The 20,020-nt window shown below is 50.6% G+C and carries 20 protein-coding genes; 6 read left to right on the top strand and 14 right to left on the bottom strand.

Features of this window, described 5'->3' with window-relative positions; genetic code table 11:
* Positions 1–59 precede the first annotated feature (59 nt).
* From CVV30_10820 to CVV30_10810, 3 genes are all read left to right on the top strand, one after another.
* The gene (locus CVV30_10820) at positions 60–398 is read left to right on the top strand and encodes a QacE family quaternary ammonium compound efflux SMR transporter (protein ID PKL68539.1); all 339 of its coding nucleotides are present in this window, start codon (positions 60–62) and stop codon (positions 396–398) included.
* 51 nt (positions 399–449) lie between these two features.
* Entirely contained in the window at positions 450–1,412 is a 963-nt protein-coding gene (locus CVV30_10815) for a hypothetical protein (GenBank protein PKL68396.1), read from the top strand.
* Between the two features lie 94 nt (positions 1,413–1,506).
* Complete coding sequence (locus CVV30_10810; protein PKL68395.1) at positions 1,507–1,716, top strand: hypothetical protein; 210 nt, start codon at positions 1,507–1,509, stop codon at positions 1,714–1,716.
* 105 nt (positions 1,717–1,821) lie between these two features.
* Here the strand turns inward: CVV30_10810 and CVV30_10805 are convergent, their stop codons facing one another.
* The 3 genes from CVV30_10805 to CVV30_10795 all read right to left on the bottom strand — a co-directional run bounded on the left by CVV30_10805 (position 1,822) and on the right by CVV30_10795 (position 4,045).
* A complete protein-coding gene (locus tag CVV30_10805; GenBank protein ID PKL68394.1) occupies positions 1,822–2,487 on the bottom strand; it encodes a nitroreductase in 666 nt (221 codons plus the stop codon).
* 83 nt (positions 2,488–2,570) lie between these two features.
* Complete coding sequence (locus CVV30_10800) at positions 2,571–3,167, bottom strand: FkbM family methyltransferase (GenBank protein ID PKL68393.1); 597 nt, start codon at positions 3,165–3,167, stop codon at positions 2,571–2,573.
* Positions 3,164–4,045: a hypothetical protein gene (locus tag CVV30_10795; protein ID PKL68392.1), complete on the bottom strand. Its 882-nt coding sequence runs from the start codon at positions 4,043–4,045 to the stop codon at positions 3,164–3,166. Before CVV30_10795 ends, CVV30_10800 begins: the two co-directional genes overlap by 4 nt.
* Before the next feature lie 105 nt (positions 4,046–4,150).
* On the opposite strand from CVV30_10795, the gene CVV30_10790 reads away from it, so the two are divergent.
* Complete coding sequence (locus CVV30_10790) at positions 4,151–4,957, top strand: SAM-dependent methyltransferase (GenBank protein ID PKL68391.1); 807 nt, start codon at positions 4,151–4,153, stop codon at positions 4,955–4,957.
* A gap of 44 nt (positions 4,958–5,001) precedes the next feature.
* Here CVV30_10790 and CVV30_10785 read toward each other — a convergent pair whose 3' ends face one another.
* The 4 genes from CVV30_10785 to CVV30_10770 all read right to left on the bottom strand — a co-directional run bounded on the left by CVV30_10785 (position 5,002) and on the right by CVV30_10770 (position 7,277).
* Positions 5,002–5,514: a hypothetical protein gene (locus CVV30_10785; GenBank protein PKL68390.1), complete on the bottom strand. Its 513-nt coding sequence runs from the start codon at positions 5,512–5,514 to the stop codon at positions 5,002–5,004.
* Positions 5,515–5,611: 97 nt separating this feature from the next.
* The gene (locus CVV30_10780; GenBank protein ID PKL68389.1) at positions 5,612–6,202 is read right to left on the bottom strand and encodes a hypothetical protein; all 591 of its coding nucleotides are present in this window, start codon (positions 6,200–6,202) and stop codon (positions 5,612–5,614) included.
* A 379-nt stretch (positions 6,203–6,581) separates the two neighbouring features.
* Entirely contained in the window at positions 6,582–6,806 is a 225-nt protein-coding gene (locus CVV30_10775) for a transcriptional regulator (GenBank protein ID PKL68388.1), read from the bottom strand.
* Between the two features lie 126 nt (positions 6,807–6,932).
* The gene (locus CVV30_10770) at positions 6,933–7,277 is read right to left on the bottom strand and encodes a hypothetical protein (GenBank protein PKL68387.1); all 345 of its coding nucleotides are present in this window, start codon (positions 7,275–7,277) and stop codon (positions 6,933–6,935) included.
* A gap of 219 nt (positions 7,278–7,496) precedes the next feature.
* Between CVV30_10770 and CVV30_10765 the strand changes: the two genes are divergently transcribed.
* A complete protein-coding gene (locus CVV30_10765; GenBank protein PKL68386.1) occupies positions 7,497–9,419 on the top strand; it encodes a peptidyl-arginine deiminase in 1,923 nt (640 codons plus the stop codon).
* Positions 9,420–9,456: 37 nt separating this feature from the next.
* On the opposite strand, the gene CVV30_10760 is transcribed toward CVV30_10765, so the two are convergent.
* Positions 9,457–10,251: a 4Fe-4S ferredoxin gene (locus tag CVV30_10760; GenBank protein PKL68385.1), complete on the bottom strand. Its 795-nt coding sequence runs from the start codon at positions 10,249–10,251 to the stop codon at positions 9,457–9,459.
* A gap of 146 nt (positions 10,252–10,397) precedes the next feature.
* Positions 10,398–11,354: a cation transporter gene (locus tag CVV30_10755; GenBank protein PKL68384.1), complete on the bottom strand. Its 957-nt coding sequence runs from the start codon at positions 11,352–11,354 to the stop codon at positions 10,398–10,400.
* Between the two features lie 197 nt (positions 11,355–11,551).
* Here CVV30_10755 and CVV30_10750 point away from each other — a divergent pair, with 197 nt between their 5' ends.
* Entirely contained in the window at positions 11,552–12,154 is a 603-nt protein-coding gene (locus CVV30_10750; GenBank protein ID PKL68383.1) for a hypothetical protein, read from the top strand.
* 94 nt (positions 12,155–12,248) lie between these two features.
* Here CVV30_10750 and CVV30_10745 read toward each other — a convergent pair whose 3' ends face one another.
* The 5 genes from CVV30_10745 to CVV30_10725 form a co-directional block, all read right to left on the bottom strand.
* Positions 12,249–14,378 (bottom strand): serine/threonine protein phosphatase, encoded by a 2,130-nt coding sequence (locus CVV30_10745; protein PKL68382.1) that lies wholly within the window; start codon positions 14,376–14,378, stop codon positions 12,249–12,251.
* Positions 14,379–14,540: 162 nt separating this feature from the next.
* Positions 14,541–15,980, bottom strand: coding sequence for an MFS transporter (locus CVV30_10740; protein PKL68381.1), 1,440 nt, complete (start codon positions 15,978–15,980; stop codon positions 14,541–14,543).
* Positions 15,981–16,066: 86 nt separating this feature from the next.
* Positions 16,067–16,948 carry a rubrerythrin family protein gene (locus CVV30_10735; GenBank protein ID PKL68380.1) on the bottom strand — a complete coding sequence of 294 codons (882 nt, stop codon included), beginning with the start codon at positions 16,946–16,948 and terminating at the stop codon, positions 16,067–16,069.
* A gap of 56 nt (positions 16,949–17,004) precedes the next feature.
* The gene (locus CVV30_10730) at positions 17,005–18,762 is read right to left on the bottom strand and encodes a hypothetical protein (GenBank protein PKL68379.1); all 1,758 of its coding nucleotides are present in this window, start codon (positions 18,760–18,762) and stop codon (positions 17,005–17,007) included.
* Between the two features lie 196 nt (positions 18,763–18,958).
* Positions 18,959–19,768: an acetyltransferase gene (locus tag CVV30_10725; GenBank protein PKL68538.1), complete on the bottom strand. Its 810-nt coding sequence runs from the start codon at positions 19,766–19,768 to the stop codon at positions 18,959–18,961.
* Positions 19,769–20,020: the final 252 nt, after the last annotated feature.

Here is a 20,020-nt window from a genome sequence, read left to right as displayed (position 1 = left end):
CTCCCGCAACAACAACCAATATCGCCATCCTGAAAGAAACAGTAATGCAGGATAAAATCATGGTCGCAACTGCATGGGTAATCCTTTTCATCGCCGGGCTGCTTGAGACCGGATGGGCTGTCGGGCTCAAATACACTGAAGGGTGGACAAAGATTCTGCCATCTGCAGTAACCCTCCTTTTCATGGCCGGGAGTTTTTACCTGCTCTCCAAATCTTTAGAAGATCTTCCCATCGGGACTGCATACGCGGTCTGGACAGGGATCGGGGCGGTTGGTACGGTAGTTATCGGTATACTGGTGCTCGGGGAGTCGCGGGATGTGTTGAGGGTATTGTGCATCCTGTTGATCGTTTCCGGTATTATCGGCCTCATGGTTATAAGCCCGGAATCATCAGGATAGGAGCATAACCCAAAGACTAAAAGAGGTTCCGTGACATAAACGGCAGTACATATGCAGACTCATCATCCCGCTTTCAGATCCTGCTTGCTTGCCCTTGCATGTATCCTGCTCATTGCCGGGGCATCGGCTGCACCGTCAATACAGGCATCCGTCGGAGATATCGTCCCGCTCTCGGGTTATTCCTATGGAAGTTATAACGTGTATCTCTTCTTAACCGGGCCAAATCTCCCGGTCAACGGGGTTGCGCTGAATGATATTTCGAAACGTGCAGACCAGGGAGGGTTTACCATTGTTCAGGTGGACAGCGATGACCACTGGAGCTACAAGTGGGGAACGGGGAGTCTTGGGGGACGGCTCGATGAAGGGACCTATACAATCTGGGTGGTAAACGGCCCGAATGACCGGTCCCGGCTGAGCGAGGCTGATTTCAGTACGATATCGGTTACTCTGGGAAAACCTTCAATCTCGATCGATACTCCCCTGGTGCCCGGTTCCATGGACCTCCGCTCTGTTCCCGATGGCGCCTCCGTGATGATGGGTGAACAATACAAAGGAAAGACCCCGATGACCATTTCCGATCTCACGCCCGGCACCTATGATGTGGTCTTCTCGCAGTTCGGGTACCAGAAATTTTCCACCCGGGTCCCGGTGGAAGCGGGCAGGATCTCAGAAGTGACCGCAACACTGGCTCCGGATACGGGTGCAATAGCGATTTCCTCGGTTCCTGCCAATGCAACGGTACTGGTGGATGGACAGATTGCCGGAACTGCGCCGGTCCTGGCAGTGAACCTGACCGGGGGGAATCACACCGTCGCGGTATCTTTGGATGGCTACCTATCAGGAGAGCAGACGGTCGCAGTCATCCCGGGCCAGACCCTGCCGGTCACTATCGGACTTTCGCCGGTACCCCTGCGGACAACCGTAACAACACCCGCCGCAGCAATGGCCACTGCCCCCCTGGTTGCAGGGTTTGTGGCGATCCTGTTCCTCATACATTACATACGCAGAAAATAGAGTGCACAGGATACCCCGGTAAACAGGTTGAACCGGGGTCCCTTGCATGCAGGAATTTATATTGGGGGATGGGCAACCGGAATGGAGAGTCTGTATGAGTGCGAGTTTGTTTGATATCCTGATGGCAGTAGGGCTCGGTGCTTTGTTCGGGACGGGAATTGGCCTGTTCATCGGGTTTGTGGCAGGACAACAGAAACGTGAATGGTCAGCCATGACCCGAAAGGAAAAAAGCATCAATATTGGACTGGTGCTCTTTTTTTCTGCTGCGTGTATTGCCGGGCTGGCATGGTACATGTTTGCTTGAACCGGGTTACCAGAAAAAATTCCATTGCTTTTTTTGCAGGAATGTTCTGTTTTACCAGACATGAACGATTTTTCAGGGCAAAAATTGTTTAAAAAAAGAGGTGGATTATTCCAGCCACCGGGTCACATCTTCCACCGGCGGGCGGATGGAGGGGGAGAGTTCGTCTGCCGGGTACCCGACAGCGCACCCCATCAGTTCCCATTCTCCAACAGGAATTCCCAGTATGTTGCAGAACGCCGCATTGCCCGACATCTGCGATGTAATGGAGACGATCTGGAATCCCAGTTCGAGGGCGGTTGCTTTCAGCCACATATTCTCGAGGCAGTGCGCAAGCGACTGGAGTTCTACCGGAGGGAATCCCTTTCGCTCAGCAACCACGATGAAATACGGGGCATTGCCTACACCGGGGACTCTTCCCATCTTCCGGATCATGCCAAGGCGCTGGACAAAGGTGACTGCCTTTTCCCGGAGCACCGGGTTTGTTTCCATCTCCTTTTCCAGTCCCTGCGCCATGACGTTTGCCTGTTCCATGACAAGGGGAACTGCCGCATTCAGGCTTACCGATCCCTTCTTCATCGCAAAGAAACGCCGGAAGTAATCCTTCGATCCCCCTACAGCCGCTGCAGCATAGGGAGCAAGCAGTCCTGCATGAAGGATTCGGCGGATGTCATCCTCTTTTGGAAACTCTGGCCTGAACATCCGGTAGGACCGGCGATCAGCGAGGATCTGGTCGAGATGCATGTTTTTCTGTTCGAAAATATCATCGCTCATGGAAATTTCCTTTCAAAGGTGTTTGCAGAGAGGGCTATTGAATGTTGCCGATGAGGAAACACGGGGGGATTCCTGCCCTGCATTTATCGGAGCACCGCATGGAGCACGCCCATCACGCCAAGCGCAGCATGCACGGGTTTTCTCTCAATCTCAAAATCATAGTGTTCCCCGATATAATCAAGAAGCACCGGGTTCGGGCGCCCCCCTATCGGAGGCTGGTGCAGTTCCATCTCTAACCTCCTGATGCCCGTGAGTTCAGGAGGGTTGATCAGCCACTCGGCACCCTCGCAATCGCATTTTAAAAAATCACAGCCGCCAGCCAGTTCCTTGATCGTGCGGAGCGTGTGGGTTGACGCGAAAACCCGACGATCATCCCAGCAGATCTCCGCAGGTTTTCCATCGCCAAGAGCCCCGTCGATCACCTTGACGGAAACATCATTTGCCCGGATATTATTGGTGAGCAGGGCCGCAGTCACCGGCTCAACAGCGATCACCCTGCGGGCTCTGCGGGCAGCGCGGATGCAGAACGCTCCGACATTGGCTCCGATGTCCACCACGACATCATCAGGTAAGATATCATTGAACCGGTACTCAAAAACATCGGTGATCTGGCGGAACGGTGCGTCCCGTGAGAGAAAGGTCACCGGTTCATCTTCAGGCAGAATCAGGGAGGGACTCATCGCGTTTTAGTCTTTGATGGTACGCGTGCCTTTTTGATAAAAGTCCCTTCTTCATAGTCTTTGAATGCCTGCCGGAGCTCCTCTTTCGTATTCATCACGATCGGTCCACGCCAGGCAACCGGCTCACGGATGGGTTTTCCGCTTATGAAGAGAAAACGGAAACCTTTGTCAAGGGACCGGGCCCAGATCGAGCTCCCGTCACCGAACAGTACCAGGTCACGATTGCCGATATGGTATCCTTCTTCAGCATCAAAGGTGCCTTCACCACCGATCACGTACGCCAAGGCGGCGTAACCCTCCTTTACCGGATGGATAAAGGTAGTGTCCGGGGCAAGAGTTACATCAAGATACTGGGGGTCTGCCACAATATCTTTCACTGGCCCTTTTACCCCGTCAACCTGCCCGCAGATCACTTTAATGCTGACACCGCGGTGTGAGGACACCGTGGGAATATCCTCACTCTTTATTTCCTGGTACCGGGGTTTCATCATCTTGTTTGCCCGGGGCAGGTTCACCCAGAGCTGGAACCCGCCCATCCGGCCATTAACCGGTATTGGCATCTCTGAATGGATGATCCCCGATCCCGCGGTCATCCACTGGACATCGCCGGCGTTGACACTGCCCGCATTTCCCATGCTGTCCGCATGTTCAATACTGCCGTTGAGCATATAGGTGACCGTTTCAATGCCGCGGTGCGGGTGGGAGGGAAACCCGGCAAGGTAATCTTCAGTGCGCGGCGAACGGAAGTCATCCAGCATCAGGAATGGGTCAAACTGCGGGACTTCGTAATACCCGAACGCCCGGTGTAGCCGGACCCCCGCTCCTTCCACGGTTGCATACGCTGAAAGGATCCTCTCAACCTTCCGCACCCTAGTCATAAAAGAGAGACTGGAAGTGATGGAGCATTAATCTATGGTTTTTATAAAAGTACAACAAAAAAACGATCGCGTTTATTGATACAGCACGCAAACAGTCCGGAAATCATGGGACTTAAAGAACATCTGCGAGGGATCATTCCGGAACAGGCACTATCCCACCTGTCGGATCATTTTGACGTGATCGGGGATATCGCTGTCATTTCAATCCCGCAGGAACTCTCCGGTTATAAGCCGGTCATTGCACAGGAGATTGTCTCCCGGAGAAGGAACATCTACACGGTGCTCAACAAAGTGGCCAAGGTAGCCGGGGATAAAAGAACCGCGAGCTATGAGATTCTTGCCGGGGATACAACTGTAACACTGCACCATGAATTCGGTTTTGAGTACCGTCTTGATGTGAGCCGGGTATTTTTCAATACCCGTCTTGCCTATGAGCGGATGCGGGTCATCGACCAGGTAGAGGATGGTGAACGGGTCCTGGTACCGTTCTGCGGCGTGGGGCCGTTTGCCATTCCTGCCGCAGCCAAAGGTGCACAGGTCATTGCAGTTGAACAGAATCCGGATGCATTTTTCTGGCTTGAGGAAAATATCAGCCTCAACAAGGTACGGAAAAATCTCACGGCCATCCACGGGGATGCCTGCGATACCCGTCTTCTCCCGCTCCAGAAGTTCGACCGGATCATTATTCCGGCACCCTATGGCATGGACAGGGTTCTTGACCTCCTTTTACCGTTCGTGGAACGAGGCGGAATGCTGCATTTCTATACCTTCAAAACCCGGAACGAGATCCCTGCACTCATCGAAGGATATACACAGAAAGGATTCGGGATCACCTATTACAATACCTGCGGCAATGTCGCACCCGGCGTAAGCCGCTGGGTATTCGATCTGGTTTATTCGCCCCGCCCGTAATGCAGGGTAAACAGGGCCATGTATCCATCATCAGAAAAATGGTTTTATTTCAGGGTGTGAATATCCGCCTTCTCTTTATGATAGAGCAGGTACAGCACAACAAGGAAAACCGGGAGCAGGAGATCAACCCACAGTACCCCGCCGATATTATTGGGCGAGATGTCCCCATGCGCAACGAACTCGTATACATGGCCAAGACCGGCACCGAACAGGAACAGTCCCCCGCCGATAATTGTTGCAAGCCAGAAATGATCCCGGTACTTCAGGCACAGGAGACCCACAATGCCGATTGCTGCATCCCACATGCCGACCTCGCGCTGGAAGGGACTGCCGGTTGGCCACCCGATCGATTCAGCGACCTGATCTGCAAAGAACAGGTGTCCGATGCCACCCCAGAGCAGGGACAGCCCCAGCCCGATGGCAAGCTGCCACATCAGGATAATTTCCAGTTTGCGGTGGGTATCAGCGGTTTTTTTCTCATGATTTATTTGTACAAGGGCAACGAGAGCTCCCAGAAGCGGGAAGAGGAACGGCCAGAGAATTTCCATAAGACTCATGATACGGATCTTTTGCCATAGGATAATTTAACACCTGTCATACGTCAGAAGAAATATCCTTGATCGATGAGAGGACAGTGTCGGATAAAAAAGAGAATTATACCGGAAGGACCCGGCTGCCATAAATTTCATTGATTACCTGGCCTACGCCCATGTAAAGCGCAAGTAAACCGGCAATAAGACCGGCAAATCCTCCAAGGTGGAGGACAAGTTCGCTTCCCGTGAGTTGTGCTGCAACCAGCAAAAGAGCCAGGAGCAGGACCATGAAGAGAGTAAATGCGAGAAGGCGGTGCATCTTTAACGTGCAGATAAACAGGCCAAAGATAAGAAGCGTCCAGACCCCGAGGAATGCTGCGAGATCAACCGGACCGGGCGCTTTTGCGAGGCCCAGTGCGGGAAGCATCAGGAGCGCGGCAAACGAGATCCAGAAAAATCCGAAGCTGCCAAACGTGAGCATGCCAAATGTGTTGTTCTTCTTCCACTCCATAAGCCCGACAATAACCTGTGCAAGCCCGCCGTAGAAGATCGCCATCGCAAGGATGGGACTGCCAAGAGGAGTGAACCCGGCATTGTGGAGACTGAGTAAGATAGTGGTCATGCCAAAAGCACACAGTCCCAGCGGTGCCGGGTTAGCCGAGTTGTCCATCAGGAAGAGATTATTCCTGCTTTTTTCTTCGATATGTTCCATTGAATCAGCTCTTTTGAATTCTGTGGTGCAGATCCCATTTTCTGATTACACACAGGACATGGATGCCGGCAATGAATTATCCTGCAACCACGGTTCCCAGTGCACCGTCAGAAAGAGGTGATACAGCAGCCAATGTGGTGCACACATCCGGGTAAAACGTGTACTACTAGGTACAATTGTGGTGCACATTATTAATAATTAGCACCATAATTTTCAAGTCGCCACTAGATTATGCACCACATTCTGTTACAAAGGGGCATTTATTACACCACAACCCCGTTGCATCAAAGGGAATTCATCAGCAGACAAAGGCAACTCAAAAAAAAAGATTTTATCTGTTCTTACCAGCATGCGAAGAAGATAGGTAAAAAAACCGCAGTCAATCCTCAAACTGCGGTGTATCCTCGCCCTCAGCACTGCGGATAAATAATTTTTCTACCGGAATACCGAATAATTCCGAGATCCGGAATGCGAGGTCAAGGGAAGGATCGTATTTTCCTTTCTCTATGGCAAGGATGGTCTGCCGGGTTACCGCCAGTTTGTCAGCCAGGGCTTCCTGCGTGAGATCGTGTAATGCCCGGTAGACCTTGATCCGGTTTTTCATCCTTTCCTGTACCTCGGGTTAGTGATTGTCGCTGATGATACCGCTATTATGGAGTTGCGAATTGTTTCCGGGCGATGCCGTACTGTGATAATGACAGGATTCGGGTTTGCAGTAATCCCACTCATTTCAGATTGCGTAGAAGACAATGATTGCAAGCGTCATGATTACAATGAGGGCACTCCAGAGCGCCGGGTTGTTGAGGGCCCGGGAATGCCGCTCGTGAATCGTCAAAGGATACACCAGGGAAAAACCGGTGTAGATACCGATGTAGACGATAATGTCAGGTACCAGCCGGCTTTCAGGAACATAAAGGATATTTTTCAACACGATTACCAGGGCTAAAAGACAGGCCCCCGCAGTGAAGGCAAAACGTATTCTCCCGTCTCCAAGATTGTGACTGATACCCGGTTCCTTTTTTTCATGATCCGGGGAGAACAGGTGAACCGATGATGAACAGATTCGCTTTATCATACTCGCAACTCCAGGAAATGATCAATAATGTAAATAATACTTTACATTTTAAAAAGTATCTTTAACTTTTTGGAATATATATTTTACTCATTTTGGAAAAAGTAAAAAAAATGGAACACCTGGAGTTCAGGAAAAAAGGTTGATAGTGTACCGGTATTCGTGCGTGATATTTGGATAGCATGATATCCCAGTAAGAAAAACCCGTATACCACAAAGAGTATGCAGCAGGGACCAGTAATAATCGGGCTCATCCAGATGGCTGTCGGAAATGACCCGGATGAGATGCTAAAAAAGGCGCAGGAGAAAGTAGAGCTGGCAGCAAAGGCTGGTGCACAGATCATCTGCCTTCCGGAACTGTTCAAAACCCGCTACTTCCCGCAGCATATCGGTGTCGATGCAGCAGCATCTGCCGAAACCATTCCCGGTGCATCCACGCAACTATTTTCAGGAATTGCCCGGGCACATAATGTCGTGATCATCGTCCCGCTCTACGAAAAAGCACCTGATGGCCACTACTATAATTCAGCGGTCGTGATCGATGCCGATGGCACAGTTTCGGCTCCCTACCATAAGGTACACATCCCCCAGGATCCCGGGTTCTATGAGAAGGGATATTTCTACCCCGGCGAGGGTTACCGGGTTGTTGATACCCGGTATGGACGTATTGCGGTCCTGATCTGTTTTGACCAGTGGTTCCCGGAGGCAGCACGGTGTGTGGCACTTGACGGGGCAGAGATCATCTTTTACCCGACTGCCATCGGACATCCCGGTGGCGATGAGCCGGTTGAAGGAGACTGGCAGGAGGCATGGGAGTTGATCCAGCGGAGCCATGCCGTGGCAAACAGCATCCATATTGCCGCAGTGAACAGGGTAGGCTTGGAGGAGACCTGCCGGTTCTTCGGGGGATCCTTTGTCTGCGATGCTTTCGGTAAGGTCATGGTAAAAGCAGGTGACGGCGAGGAGACGTTGATAGTTCCGCTCGATCTCTCCATGAACCAGACGGTCCAGCAATCATGGGGATTTTTCAGGAACCGCCGTCCTGAAACGTATGGCCGGATCGGCGTTGGTTTTCCTGGGGAGAGCGGAGTGTTTCCCGCACTGCGGCAGGGAGATACTCCCCGGAACCGCGGGTTCCATATGCCAGCAGAATGGGAACCCCATGATGCAGTCTGGCTCTCCTGGCCGCACAACACCAATACATTTCCCCATCTCAGTGCAGTAGAAGAAGCATATTATGAGTTTATCCTCGCAGTCCATACATCCGAACAGGTTGAACTCTTTGTCCCTTCTGCCGTTATCCACCGCAAAGTCCGGGGAAGGCTCCGGGAGGCCGGAGCAGACCTGTCCCTCATCACCCTCCATACCAGCGAATATTCCGATGTCTGGATCCGGGATTACGGCCCTACGTTCCTGGTGAACCGTACCCTGCAGAAAACCGCCATGGTCCACTGGGACTTCAATGCCTGGGGAGGGAAATACGAAGACCAGATCCAGGATGGCAGGATCCCGCTCGCGATCAACCGCCGGCTCAGCCTGCCACTGTTCACCCCGGGGATTGTGCTTGAGGGAGGTTCGATTGATGTAAATGGCAAGGGAACGTTACTGACAACCCGTGCCTGCCTCCTCAACATCAATCGTAACCCCGGCTTATCAGCCGACCAGATCGAAGAGCGGCTCAAAGAGTATCTCGGGGTCGAGAGGGTGATATGGCTCAATGAAGGGGTTGTCGGTGACGATACCGATGGGCATATCGATGATATTGCCCGGTTTGTCGGCCCGTCAACGGTAGTCTGCGCCTATGAAACGGATATCACCGATGCAAATTACCCGACCCTGCATGACAATTATGAGATACTCCGGCAGTCCTCTGACCAGAGCGGCAAACCCCTCACGGTCATTAAACTGCCCATGCCGGCTCCCGTCCGGGATGGCGACGAGCAATACCCGGCAAGTTATACCAATTTCTATATCGGGAATTCGGTGGTAATCGTTCCGGTTTTCAAGGATCCACATGATGCCGAAGCGTTGCAGATCATCCAGGATCTTTTCCCCGATCGGAAAGTGGTGGGGATCAATGCCCGGGCAATGATCGAAGGATTCGGTACCTTCCACTGCGGAACCCAGCAGCAGCCACGGTTATAATCCGAGCATAGCCACGATAAAAAAGATAATGAACCGGTTATTCGCCGCGCTGTTTTTTCATATCTGCAATGGTGACGGCCGGATTTTTATACCGTCCCCGTTTTGCAGTCTTTGGCCCCCACTGGATCGCGGCAACCGGGCAGAAATGCAGGCAGGCTAAACAGAGCTCGCAATGATGTTTCCAGGATGGCTTTTCGTTCTCCATGACGATATTCTGGACAGGACATACCTGGGAGCAGATCCCACAGGAGGTGCATTTTTCATTGACCGTGAAATTCCTGTCAGCATCATGTACCTGTCCAATAAAGCCCGGATACATGAAATGCCTGAGTAATGACGTCATGGGCGACATTCCCGGCCGGACTATTAATCCCTTATCGATCATTCCTGCAATTTCTCCGATACGTGCTTCGGCCTGCACAAGCATATCCTCCTGTTTTTTTCCCTGAGGCGGCGCGTAGAGGGGGACGAAGTTGCCCGGCATCCTGACGGTAAAGGCTGCGTCCAGCTGCCTGCCACCATGGTGCTGGATGATACCATCCAGCTGGTGGAGGGCAGAACCACCCATGCCACCCATGGTGAGCACGGCAAAGCAATAGCCGGTGCCGGAGAGATTGAGACGTTCTGCAAACGTTGCGACAATGGAGGGGAGGCCAAAGTCATAGACTGGACCAACAATGCCAACACGATCTGCAACCGGAACGATCTCTGCGGTTGATCCCGCAAGCGTGGGTATCGATACGAGTTCGCAGTCCCCGAGACGGGCACAGAGTGTCTTTGCAGTTGCCAGCGAGTTTCCGGTACCGGTAAAATAATAAATAATCGTTTTCATTGCGGGTTTTCCTTTTTTTAGATTATTCTATCCAGTTATTGGATTTTAAGAACAAAAAAGTACGGTTATTGTTAAAAACCAGTGTTGATCATGCACGTGTTTACCGGAAATCCTGGAAAATATGAAAAAAGGCAGGCAATGAAAAATCAGGGACCGGGGGGCGGGAGAGAAGTTCCGTCACTTGAAGCCGGACAGGTCGGCACCACGCTCACCGAACTTTTGGGAATGTGGGTTTCAAGCGACACTTTGATCCGGTTGATGACCTCCTGCACATCGCACATCTTCTTCTCGCCATCAAACTCCAAAAAAATCTCAATATACACGTTGCTTCCTGAACGGCGTGAGCGCACACCATGCAGGGCGGTATAATCATTGAAGAAAACAGCAAGGTGCCGGACGATCACCATCTGGAGTTCTTCATCAAGGGTTTTATCGAGCAGATCCGGTAAGGATGAGGTGATGACCCGGTATCCCGAGAAGAGGAGGAACCCGGCGATGACAAACGAAGCAAGCGGGTCGATATAGAGAGACCAGCTGAAAGCGGAGAACTCCAGGGATGCAACCAGGGAAACAAGTACCGTGAAATCTGAAAATGCCTTTGCACGGAACAACCGCCACTGCGAGTCCATGATAGGTGAAGGCTCCTTCTGGTTGAACCGGTAGTTCTTCAGCCAGAGATACGAATTCATGCTAACACCAATCACCATAAGAATGATACCAAGAAGCACACCCTCGTGAACAAGCTCTGCAGGAACAGCGATACGGTAGAGGGCAATCACAAAGACGATTGCCAGCGAGACAAACATCACACCACCAGTGATGACCGATGTTATTGTCTCAAACTTGCCCATACCATAATCATACGCCCCGGCACCGCCTTTTGCCATCTTGCGAATTGTCAGGTATGCAAAGAAGGTTGCAATAATCTCGTTGCCGCATTTGATAGCATCAGCAAACAGGACGATCGAGCCGGAGAGGATGGCGGCGATAATATCCGGGATCCACAGGATGAAGTCAATAACCAGGCTGATCAGGACGGTCCGTTGTTTCGTGGCATAGGAACCCGGCCCCTCCCCACTCTCGACAGGTAATGCATGCGACATGAAATGTATCCTGTACTGCGTTTTTCCGGGTAAAAAGACCGTAGGAATTAATTCCCGTACAATAGCGGGAATGTTCCGGATTGTATTTTTTATGATGATTAAAGAAAAAAATTTAAAGATATCACGGCAATAAAGGTAGGCATTTTTATAACGATCCCGATGTGGATTTCTCACCATCACTGATACAGGGCATACCCATGGACAACGATCAGGCAAACTACATCCGGCACCGATTGCAGAGATATGAAGAGAGCATCAGGGAGACACAAGACCATTTCGACCATCTGGAAAGTTTTGGCAGCTACCGGGCCTGTGCTCCCTGTTATGAAAAATTCGGCATTCCCCACCTTATCGAGGCGTTAAAAAACAGCAATGGCATGGAAGAAACATTCTGGCAGGAATACGATCGGATCTCCGGCAAACTTGCTGCATTTACTACGTCAAAAGGTCAGATCTACCGCGATATGCTCTATGCGGATCTGAAAAATTATGTTGCCGCATATCATTCAGCACTCTGTTATGCAGACCTGAACATGATTACGCTCGAATCCGATCACGATTTATTTAACCGGGAGGCAATCCGGGCATTGATCGCAGAGTTGCATGGTGACTATGACACGAGGGATATTGAAATCCTCGTAACTGCACTGGATGAATCATTTCTGCGCATGAAAGAGACAACCGAGGGGACGTGCTTAAAAAAATCGCAGGTTCCTGCACATCCAAGCATAATGGCACCCATCACCAGGAAAAAACCGTTCTCCGTTTGTGGGGAGAATGACCCGAAACGACAGATCTGATTTTTTCCAGGATTTGCGAACATTTTTTTTAGTGTTGGTGAGAGAGCCAGCAGACATCGTACCCGGATTTTTTTTAGTCGGGCCACACAACCGCTCATTTTACCCGTATCACAACAAGGGTAATATCATCGGATTGCGGGGCATTGTCGAAAAATCTTTTAAGTTCTTCGAGGAGATCATCAATAATTTGCTGAACAGGTGCATCCCGGTGATCCCTGATAAAGTCAGCCAGTCGCTCTTCACCAAATTCCTCATCCCGGGGATTGAACGCCTCGGTTACCCCGTCGGTATACATCACAATCAGATCACCGGGTTGAAGTGCCAGTTCCCCCGGGGTGATTGTTACTTCAGGAACAACCCCCAGTGCAATACACCGGCCATCTTCCAGAATCCGGATTTCCGGCGGGTTTCCTCGTACGAGCAGGGGGAGATTGTGACCGGCATTCCCATAGGTAAACGTCATCTTCTCCGGATCCAGAACACCGTAGAATACCGTGATGAACATGCTTGACCGGCCGTCTTCGAATATCAGACGGTTTGCCTGCTGCAGGACAACAGACGGATCGGCCTCGGCACTGCCGGTAATCCGGATCAGGGTGCGGCTGAGCGCCATGAACAGCGCAGCACTGACCCCTTTGCCGGACACATCAGCAATGGCAATGCCCCAGCGATTGCCTTTTACCGGGATAAAATCATACAGGTCGCCGCCAATTTCCATTGCTGGAAGGGTTGCAGCAGCCAGTTCAATACCGGGAATTGCAGGGGCAGACTCCGGCAGGAAATTATCCTGGATCTCCTTTGCAATCTCCATCTCCTTGGCATAGCGTTCCTTCTCCGCAGTGGTGCGCCGGAGATGCTCAATATTCTTTTTGAGATCACCGGCCATAGTATTGAACGAGTGGGCAAGTGCTTCGAATTCATCTCCTGTCTCGATCGTTAAGTGATAATCCAGATCACCGTTACCGATTGCCACCGTACCCTGTTTGAGTATCTCAACAGGCCGGGTAATGATCTTCGACAGCATGACCGAGAGCACTATCACAATAATTAACAGAATACAGAAAAGCCCCACAAAAATACCCAGGATACGAGTGGTCTGGGCATCGATATTTTTGCTGGTACTCTGTGTTGCTGAAAGGATCGCTCCTTCCGTCTCCATCGAAGGGGCCATAACCTGTGATGCGGGCTTTGCTATGGCAAAACTCCAGTTCATGGACGGTACCGGGGCATAGGCAATATAGGTCTCCTGGCCATCGATCCAGATATGCTCCATCCCCGTCTTTCCCGCAACCATATTCCTGCCGGTTTTCACCAGGTCCGGATCAGAACTGTCAAAAATATTATGAGAGGCAAAAGCCTCATCCCAGGTCGTATTTCCTGCAGTCTGGTTCGGGCTGCTGATCACATTTCCCTCATTATCGATCAGCAACGCATAGCCGGTCCCTCTAAGTGCGAGGTTGAGAATCTCCTGTTTAATGGTTTCGATGGTAATATCTGAAGCAATTACCCATGTTCCGTATTTCGTCGGCACCGCATGCGAACCCGTAATCATCAGTCCATTGCCGCTTGCATCTACATACGGTTTGGACCAGGCCACAGACGAAGATGATTTTGCCCGGGTAAACCAGTCCCTGTCCCTTGGATCATAACCGGGTTCAAAAGTACACCAGGGATTTGACCGCAGAATTCCTGAATCAGTGGCTACGTAGACGGAGGCCATATCCGTATCTGCGTGCTGCACCGCCATCAGCAGATCATCCATTCCCGCAAGAGTGCGGTATTCATCAGACGGGGGTATCGCGGTGGACCCGGGAGCAAGGAGAATTACGGTACTATTGAAGGGATCCCGGGGAGAGGCACTTGTTGTAAAAGAAGGTACGCTGGGTATCAGAGGAGTATTATTCTGCAGGGATGCTGCCTGCGCTGCAAGGATCTCCATCTCACTATTGGTATCAAAAAAGATGACATCAGTGATCTCTGCCTGATCGGATGCAATCCTTTGTAGATCTTTCTCTGCTTCTTGCTGGAGAGAGACCTTGCTTTGGTGTATTGCAGTCCCACCGAGGGTCAGACTGCTCTTTTCTGCAAGATCACCGATACCCCATATCGTAACAAATGCCACAATACCCGTGATGAGCAGTGAGATCACAGACAGAATCAGGAAAATGAGAAGGATCTTCTGCCGGACACTCATCGATTTAAAACAGGAATGTGCAGGAGTCATGGTATCAGACAGCTTGTTCAATAGTAATGGTGGCGGCCGTTATGCACGCTTATGAATCATAAGCAAACCTTGCATAAGGAATATCCGGATACTACCTTTTCTCTTTTGGGAATATTAAAATGGCAGGATTCACCAGCAGGTTGACCGGATAAGGAGAGATGTTTATGATTTCTCCCCGAGAGTTACCCTCTTCCGTTTTACAATCAGGAGAGACAGCCCCAGTGTCACGATACTGAGAACGATCGCAACGATAAAGGCTGCATGGAAACCGGCAACGAATACCTGCATGGGAATCGCATTAGCCGTTGCATCCGCTGCGTGTGGAGATAACCCGAGAATGACCTGCACAACAATGGTACTGAACAAGGCCACGCCGAGAACCGAGCCGGTATTCCGTATTGTCATCATCACGCTCGATACAACCCCTTCACCTTCTGCTCCTCCATCCGTGAGTATCTGGCTCATATTCGGCGGGAAGAACAGGCCAACTGCGATCCCAAAAAGGATGAGCGCTGCAATTATGAAACCAACACCCGTCGTTACGGTGAACATGCTGAAAAGAATAAAACTGATCACGGCAAGAAGGGAAGCAATTGATGTGATAAGACGGGATCCATATTTGTCAGAAAATGCTCCTGCAACCGGGCCAACAACCATAAGAGCAACTGCAGGGACCGCAAGTAACAGACCTGCAATGGATGGGGTATAACCGTGGATATTTTCAAAGAAAAACGGCAATAAAAATTCAGAACCCGCGTAACAGAGCATCAGTAATAACCCGGCACAATTTCCCAGATTGAAATTCCGGTTGTTAAACAACGTCAGGTCAACGAGAGGGTTAGGACAGCGGCGCTCATGCACAAAGAAACTGATCCAAAGGACAAGTGAGAGGACAAACAGGCCAAGGATGGCCGGCGACGTCCAGCCAAGAGCGAGTCCCTGGTTGAGCGGATACAAAAGGGTTGTAAGGGCTGCGCAGATCAGGACTGAACCGGCGATATCAAATTTACTGCCTGACCGGACGATCCGGTCTTTTGGAAAGAGATAAAATGCCGCACAGACTGCTGCTATGCCAAACGGGACGTTGATAAAGAAGATCCAGTGCCAGCTTAAGTATTCTGTTAAAAATCCCCCGAGAATCGGCCCGGCGGCAATGCCCAGCGAAACAACCGTAGCGATAATGCCAAACGCCCATCCCCGTTTATCAGCAGGGAGGAACACGGCCACCATCGCAGGACCAACAGCAACCAGTGCCGCACCACCAATGCCCTGGAGCACACGGAATGCAATGAGATGGTAGATCGTGTCGGAAAGCCCGCAAAGAAGGGATCCCAGTGTAAAAACAGCAAACCCGGCGATAAATATCCGCCGGAACCCGTGAATATCCCCAAGCTTTCCAAAGACAAGGAGAAAACTCGCTTCAACGAGCAGGTATGCCATGACGATCCAGGAGACGAGCGAAAACTCAACATGATAGTATTCCGAAATTACCGGTAAAGAAATGTTAACGATGGTAGAATCCAGCGATGCCATGAACGCAGCAAATGCGATAATAAACAAAACGATTCGCTGCTGACGGGCATCTGTAATTATGGCAGTCATTACCAGAGGATTGAAGGTAATCGGCAATATTATTTTTTGTAGGGGGAAAACTGGCTAAAATAATATCTTAGTACCGGAACTCCAGTTCATACGTTTACATTCAGAACGGTTCGTATGGCAATTCCTATCAGGAAGGATATCGCTGCAATGCCCAGACTGATGGCTGCCATCTCGACAAAGCGCCGGTAAAACGGGAGATCTTTTGCCACGGAAACGTAGAAGGTAAAGACAAAGATCACCATTACTGCGGCCAACAAGGTGAGCATCAGGGCAATAAAGGGACTGGAGAAGAGCAGGAACGGCAGGATCAGCAGGGCAACGGTTACAATATACGTAAAACCGGTATACACCGAGGCCTTGACCGGGTCGGTTGGTCCCCCATCGGAACGCTGCGAGAGGTACTCGGATGCTCCCATGGAGAGAGATGCAGCCACACCCATCACGAGCCCGACAACCGCAATGATCTGGGTGTTCTGGAGAGCAAACGTAAGACCGGCAAGGGTTCCGGTAAATTCCACGAGCGCATCATTCAACCCGAGTACTACTGAACCTACATACTTCAGGCGCTCTTCATCGATGAGGGCGATCAGCTCGCGTTCATGAATTTCTTCATTTTTTAAGATCTCATCTATTTCCGGAACCGTAAATGGGAGGGCCCGGTCGGCCGATTGTGCCCGCTTCTCAATACCCTCCATGAGTTTTATAGCAAATGTCATCCCCAGCAGCCGGGCGATCAGATAGTAATACCAGACCCGCAGCATATCAGGAGCAACATCTCTTTTTGTGTATCGTTTCCAGATCCCGTAGTGAGTGAGCTCTTCAGCTGCAATCCTTACCAGTACTTCGTGGTTATGAGGATCTTTCGTTGTGGCTGCAATCTTTGTATAGATCAGGTATTCGGTGATCTCGCCCTTTTGCATAGCGAAGATGAGGGCAAGATTTTTCTGATCGGTGGTAATTCCTGACATAATCAATCACTCTGGCAGTTTTACCGGAAATTTCCCTGCACCATTCACTGCGATTGTTACACGGGATTAACCGGATGAGCTGAATTCAATCGGTAACTGGCTTTTGGCACCCGGATCTCAAACCGGACGCCTTTTCCCGGGGTACCGTTTTCTGTTATCGTGATTCCGGTAATGGAGAGGATTTCCCGGGACAGGAAAAGACCGAGACCGGTATGTTTGCCAAAACCGCGCCGGAACAGTTTGTCCTTGTCTGCAAGGGGAATTCCGGCACCGTTATCGCGGTACGTGATCACTGCACCATCATCCGTTTCTTCGAAAGTGAAGGATATGCTGGTTACCCCGCCCCCATGGCGAAGTGAGTTCTCTATAAGGTTATAAAACACTTTTTCTATTAGTGCATCGGCATATACAAAGACAGGCGGCAGCAGAATATCGAAGGTGATCCCTTCGAGCGAGAGTTGCGATGCCGAGGAACGTATCCGCTCAATCAGATCCTGCCATTGCGGGGCATTCACTCCAATACTTTCGTAATATCGTGTGAATTCGATCTGGCGTTCGATCGCCCCTGCAACATCTATCTCCTTTGCAATATAATCAAGGAAGACCGGGTCTTTCACACTCTCTCTCGAGAGTTCAAGGTACATCTTCAGTCCGGTGAGTTTATTTAAGATATCATGCCGGGTAATGGACGAAAGCATTGTCAGTTTTTTATTCGCTATTATCAGCGCATTTTCTACGTTTTTACGCTCAGTTATGTCCCGCATCACATGGACGCTGGCGATAATATCTCCCTCTTCATTATAGAGAGGTGAAACGGTTGCAAGGAAATCTGCATTCAGGGTATCTTCATGAAATTCCTGTGCATGCTCCTGGCCATCTTCCAGCAGGCGGGTAAGCGGACAGTAACCTGGAGGATTATTACTGCGGTGATACAGATTATAACACGGTTTTCCCACCGCATCTTCCGGGCTTATTCCCAACCGGTCGGCCATTGCCATATTCACGCGGATAATCCGGAAATCCCGTCCGATAATTGCAATCATATCGGGAACTGCATCAAAGGTGCGTTCCCATTCTACTTTTGCCCGCAGGATCTCGTCCTGCAGCTGCTTTTTATCAGATATATCATGCGCACTGACTGAGGCACCAACCAGTTCCCCTTTTGCATTTTTTATCGGGGAGAGCGACAGGGATACCTGGATCCTTTTGCCGGTTTTGGTCAGTCGCTCGGTCTCATACCGGTCAACCGGTGTACCATTCTTGATACTTTTTAAGAGATTTTTGGATTCATCCAGCTTATCAGGAGGAAGGAGAAGAGCAGCTGATTTTCCTTTAATCTCTTTTGATGTATACCCGAAGAGATTCTCAGCACTGGTATTTAAGTCGGTGATAATTCCGTCAAAGGTTTCTGCAACTATTGCATCGCTTGATGATGCTACGATGGAAACCAGTCGCCGGCACATCTGGGTGTCATGGTGCATCCTTGCACTCAGGTAGGAAATAACGGCAGCAATTGTTATGAAGACAACAACCCGTGCAAGAGCTGCTGCCAGTGCATCCATATTTGCAGGATACAGGACAAAGACTGCGGCTGAATAAAGTGCCGAAAGCACGAGGGTAAACGGCACGCCCCGACGGGGATAGTAATATGCTGCAAGGATAATCGGAACGTAGAGAAGATGGGGAAGAACATTGGTAAAACCATGGAGCAGCCCAAATATATTGAGGAAAAGTGTCACTGCTGCACTGATTCCAATGAGCACCGGGATCAGGAGGGGGCGTTTGTATACCTGATCAAAATATAAATAATCCATGACGTAAGTCCCTCTTTATTTTTTACGTACACAGTGTTTATCCGGTTCCTTTTAATAGTTGGTGCGGTTTTGACTCACTTTACCAACGGACTTCGGGGAATTGATCTTCGTAAGATGCAGGGCAGGATCATCAAAGGTACTTTTTTATTGAACCATGGGGTGTGAAAAGTGAATCCTTTCCCCTCATGCCCCCTGATTACAGAGCAGGATGTGTCAGGTACTGCATGATCCGTTCGATGACAACCGGGTTTCTCGGCAGGTTGATGTGGCAGTACTGGTCTGGAGGAAGGAATGGCACTGCATCATCCATATCCGATGGTAAAATATCAAGGGAGATTCCCGGGAGCCGGGATTCACTGTGCGAGACAATCCCGTCACCTTCCCAGGTCTGCTGCCACTTTCCGTCAGGATCAAGATCCCAGGTATTTCCCTTGAACAAGGGGAAGAAATCTGGTCTGCCACCGGGATTTGCCGTTACGATGATACGATAGGTGATATCGGAGCGGATTCCTGCTGAACGAAGGGTATGCATGGCCGGGCTGGCGGGACGGACATCCTGCACGAGGGGATCGGCAGAAGGATCGAATCCCCGGGGGACAAAAACACCCGTGAGTTGGTTGATGATCTCTCCTCCCATCAGCGGATCATGGAACAGTTCTGCAAGCGCTGAACCATTGTTGGGCGGGCCAAGACCGATCAGCTGCCTGACCTTCTGGTGTCGGTCAGTCCCGTCCATCACTTCGAGAAGGAACCGGGCTATACAGGTGCCTATCGAATGGCAGACAATGTCTACGGGTCCTGTATATCCATTCTCATCCCGCATCTCACCAATAAAGGATGCCAGTACTGCTGCCAGCTCCGGTATATCCGCACCATTCATCCCGGCGTGATCGAACTTCCAGAAAGGAATTGCCGCATCAGAAAGCCGGGGTACGAGACGGTTCCAGATCCCGGGATGGCTGTTCCATCCATGAACAAGGATAACCGGGTACGGTTCACTATTCATTACAGAATGGTTGGCACCCATATACGATAGGTTCTGCGATCATTAATCAGGTCACAGAAGAGAAAGGAGCAGGATATTAACTTGCGGGAAGGGGGAAGGAGGAACAGGGGAGCGTATGTTCCTCCAGCAGCAATGCCGGTTTTTACCAAATGGATATATCAGCCGCAGATTTCCAGATGATTTTTAAAATGGGGGAAGTGAGTGCTCACGCCCAGGCAATCTCAATAACTCACCTGCTGCACCGGTTTGGAC

This window comes from Methanomicrobiales archaeon HGW-Methanomicrobiales-1, from assembly GCA_002839675.1.
Lineage (GTDB): Archaea > Halobacteriota > Methanomicrobia > Methanomicrobiales > Methanospirillaceae > Methanoregula.
Note: the sequence above shows the minus strand (reverse complement) of the source record. Positions and strands in the feature narration are given on the sequence as shown.

What these genes read in the sequence shown, in the direction of transcription:
- CVV30_10790 (PKL68391.1), top strand. Translation starts at nt 4,151, where the DNA reads ATGGGACTTAAAGAACATCTGCGAGGGATCATTCCGGAACAGGCACTA.
- CVV30_10750 (PKL68383.1), top strand. Translation starts at nt 11,552, where the DNA reads ATGGACAACGATCAGGCAAACTACATCCGGCACCGATTGCAGAGATAT.
- CVV30_10735 (PKL68380.1), bottom strand. Translation starts at nt 16,948, where the DNA reads ATGTCAGGAATTACCACCGATCAGAAAAATCTTGCCCTCATCTTCGCT.
- CVV30_10725 (PKL68538.1), bottom strand. Translation starts at nt 19,768, where the DNA reads ATGAATAGTGAACCGTACCCGGTTATCCTTGTTCATGGATGGAACAGC.
- CVV30_10815 (PKL68396.1), top strand. Translation starts at nt 450, where the DNA reads ATGCAGACTCATCATCCCGCTTTCAGATCCTGCTTGCTTGCCCTTGCA.
- CVV30_10775 (PKL68388.1), bottom strand. Translation starts at nt 6,806, where the DNA reads ATGAAAAACCGGATCAAGGTCTACCGGGCATTACACGATCTCACGCAG.
- CVV30_10795 (PKL68392.1), bottom strand. Translation starts at nt 4,045, where the DNA reads ATGACTAGGGTGCGGAAGGTTGAGAGGATCCTTTCAGCGTATGCAACC.
- CVV30_10740 (PKL68381.1), bottom strand. Translation starts at nt 15,980, where the DNA reads ATGACTGCCATAATTACAGATGCCCGTCAGCAGCGAATCGTTTTGTTT.
- CVV30_10745 (PKL68382.1), bottom strand. Translation starts at nt 14,378, where the DNA reads ATGACTCCTGCACATTCCTGTTTTAAATCGATGAGTGTCCGGCAGAAG.
- CVV30_10785 (PKL68390.1), bottom strand. Translation starts at nt 5,514, where the DNA reads ATGAGTCTTATGGAAATTCTCTGGCCGTTCCTCTTCCCGCTTCTGGGA.
- CVV30_10765 (PKL68386.1), top strand. Translation starts at nt 7,497, where the DNA reads ATGCAGCAGGGACCAGTAATAATCGGGCTCATCCAGATGGCTGTCGGA.
- CVV30_10805 (PKL68394.1), bottom strand. Translation starts at nt 2,487, where the DNA reads ATGAGCGATGATATTTTCGAACAGAAAAACATGCATCTCGACCAGATC.
- CVV30_10755 (PKL68384.1), bottom strand. Translation starts at nt 11,354, where the DNA reads ATGTCGCATGCATTACCTGTCGAGAGTGGGGAGGGGCCGGGTTCCTAT.
- CVV30_10800 (PKL68393.1), bottom strand. Translation starts at nt 3,167, where the DNA reads ATGAGTCCCTCCCTGATTCTGCCTGAAGATGAACCGGTGACCTTTCTC.
- CVV30_10730 (PKL68379.1), bottom strand. Translation starts at nt 18,762, where the DNA reads ATGGATTATTTATATTTTGATCAGGTATACAAACGCCCCCTCCTGATC.
- CVV30_10770 (PKL68387.1), bottom strand. Translation starts at nt 7,277, where the DNA reads ATGATAAAGCGAATCTGTTCATCATCGGTTCACCTGTTCTCCCCGGAT.
- CVV30_10780 (PKL68389.1), bottom strand. Translation starts at nt 6,202, where the DNA reads ATGGAACATATCGAAGAAAAAAGCAGGAATAATCTCTTCCTGATGGAC.
- CVV30_10820 (PKL68539.1), top strand. Translation starts at nt 60, where the DNA reads ATGGTCGCAACTGCATGGGTAATCCTTTTCATCGCCGGGCTGCTTGAG.
- CVV30_10760 (PKL68385.1), bottom strand. Translation starts at nt 10,251, where the DNA reads ATGAAAACGATTATTTATTATTTTACCGGTACCGGAAACTCGCTGGCA.
- CVV30_10810 (PKL68395.1), top strand. Translation starts at nt 1,507, where the DNA reads ATGAGTGCGAGTTTGTTTGATATCCTGATGGCAGTAGGGCTCGGTGCT.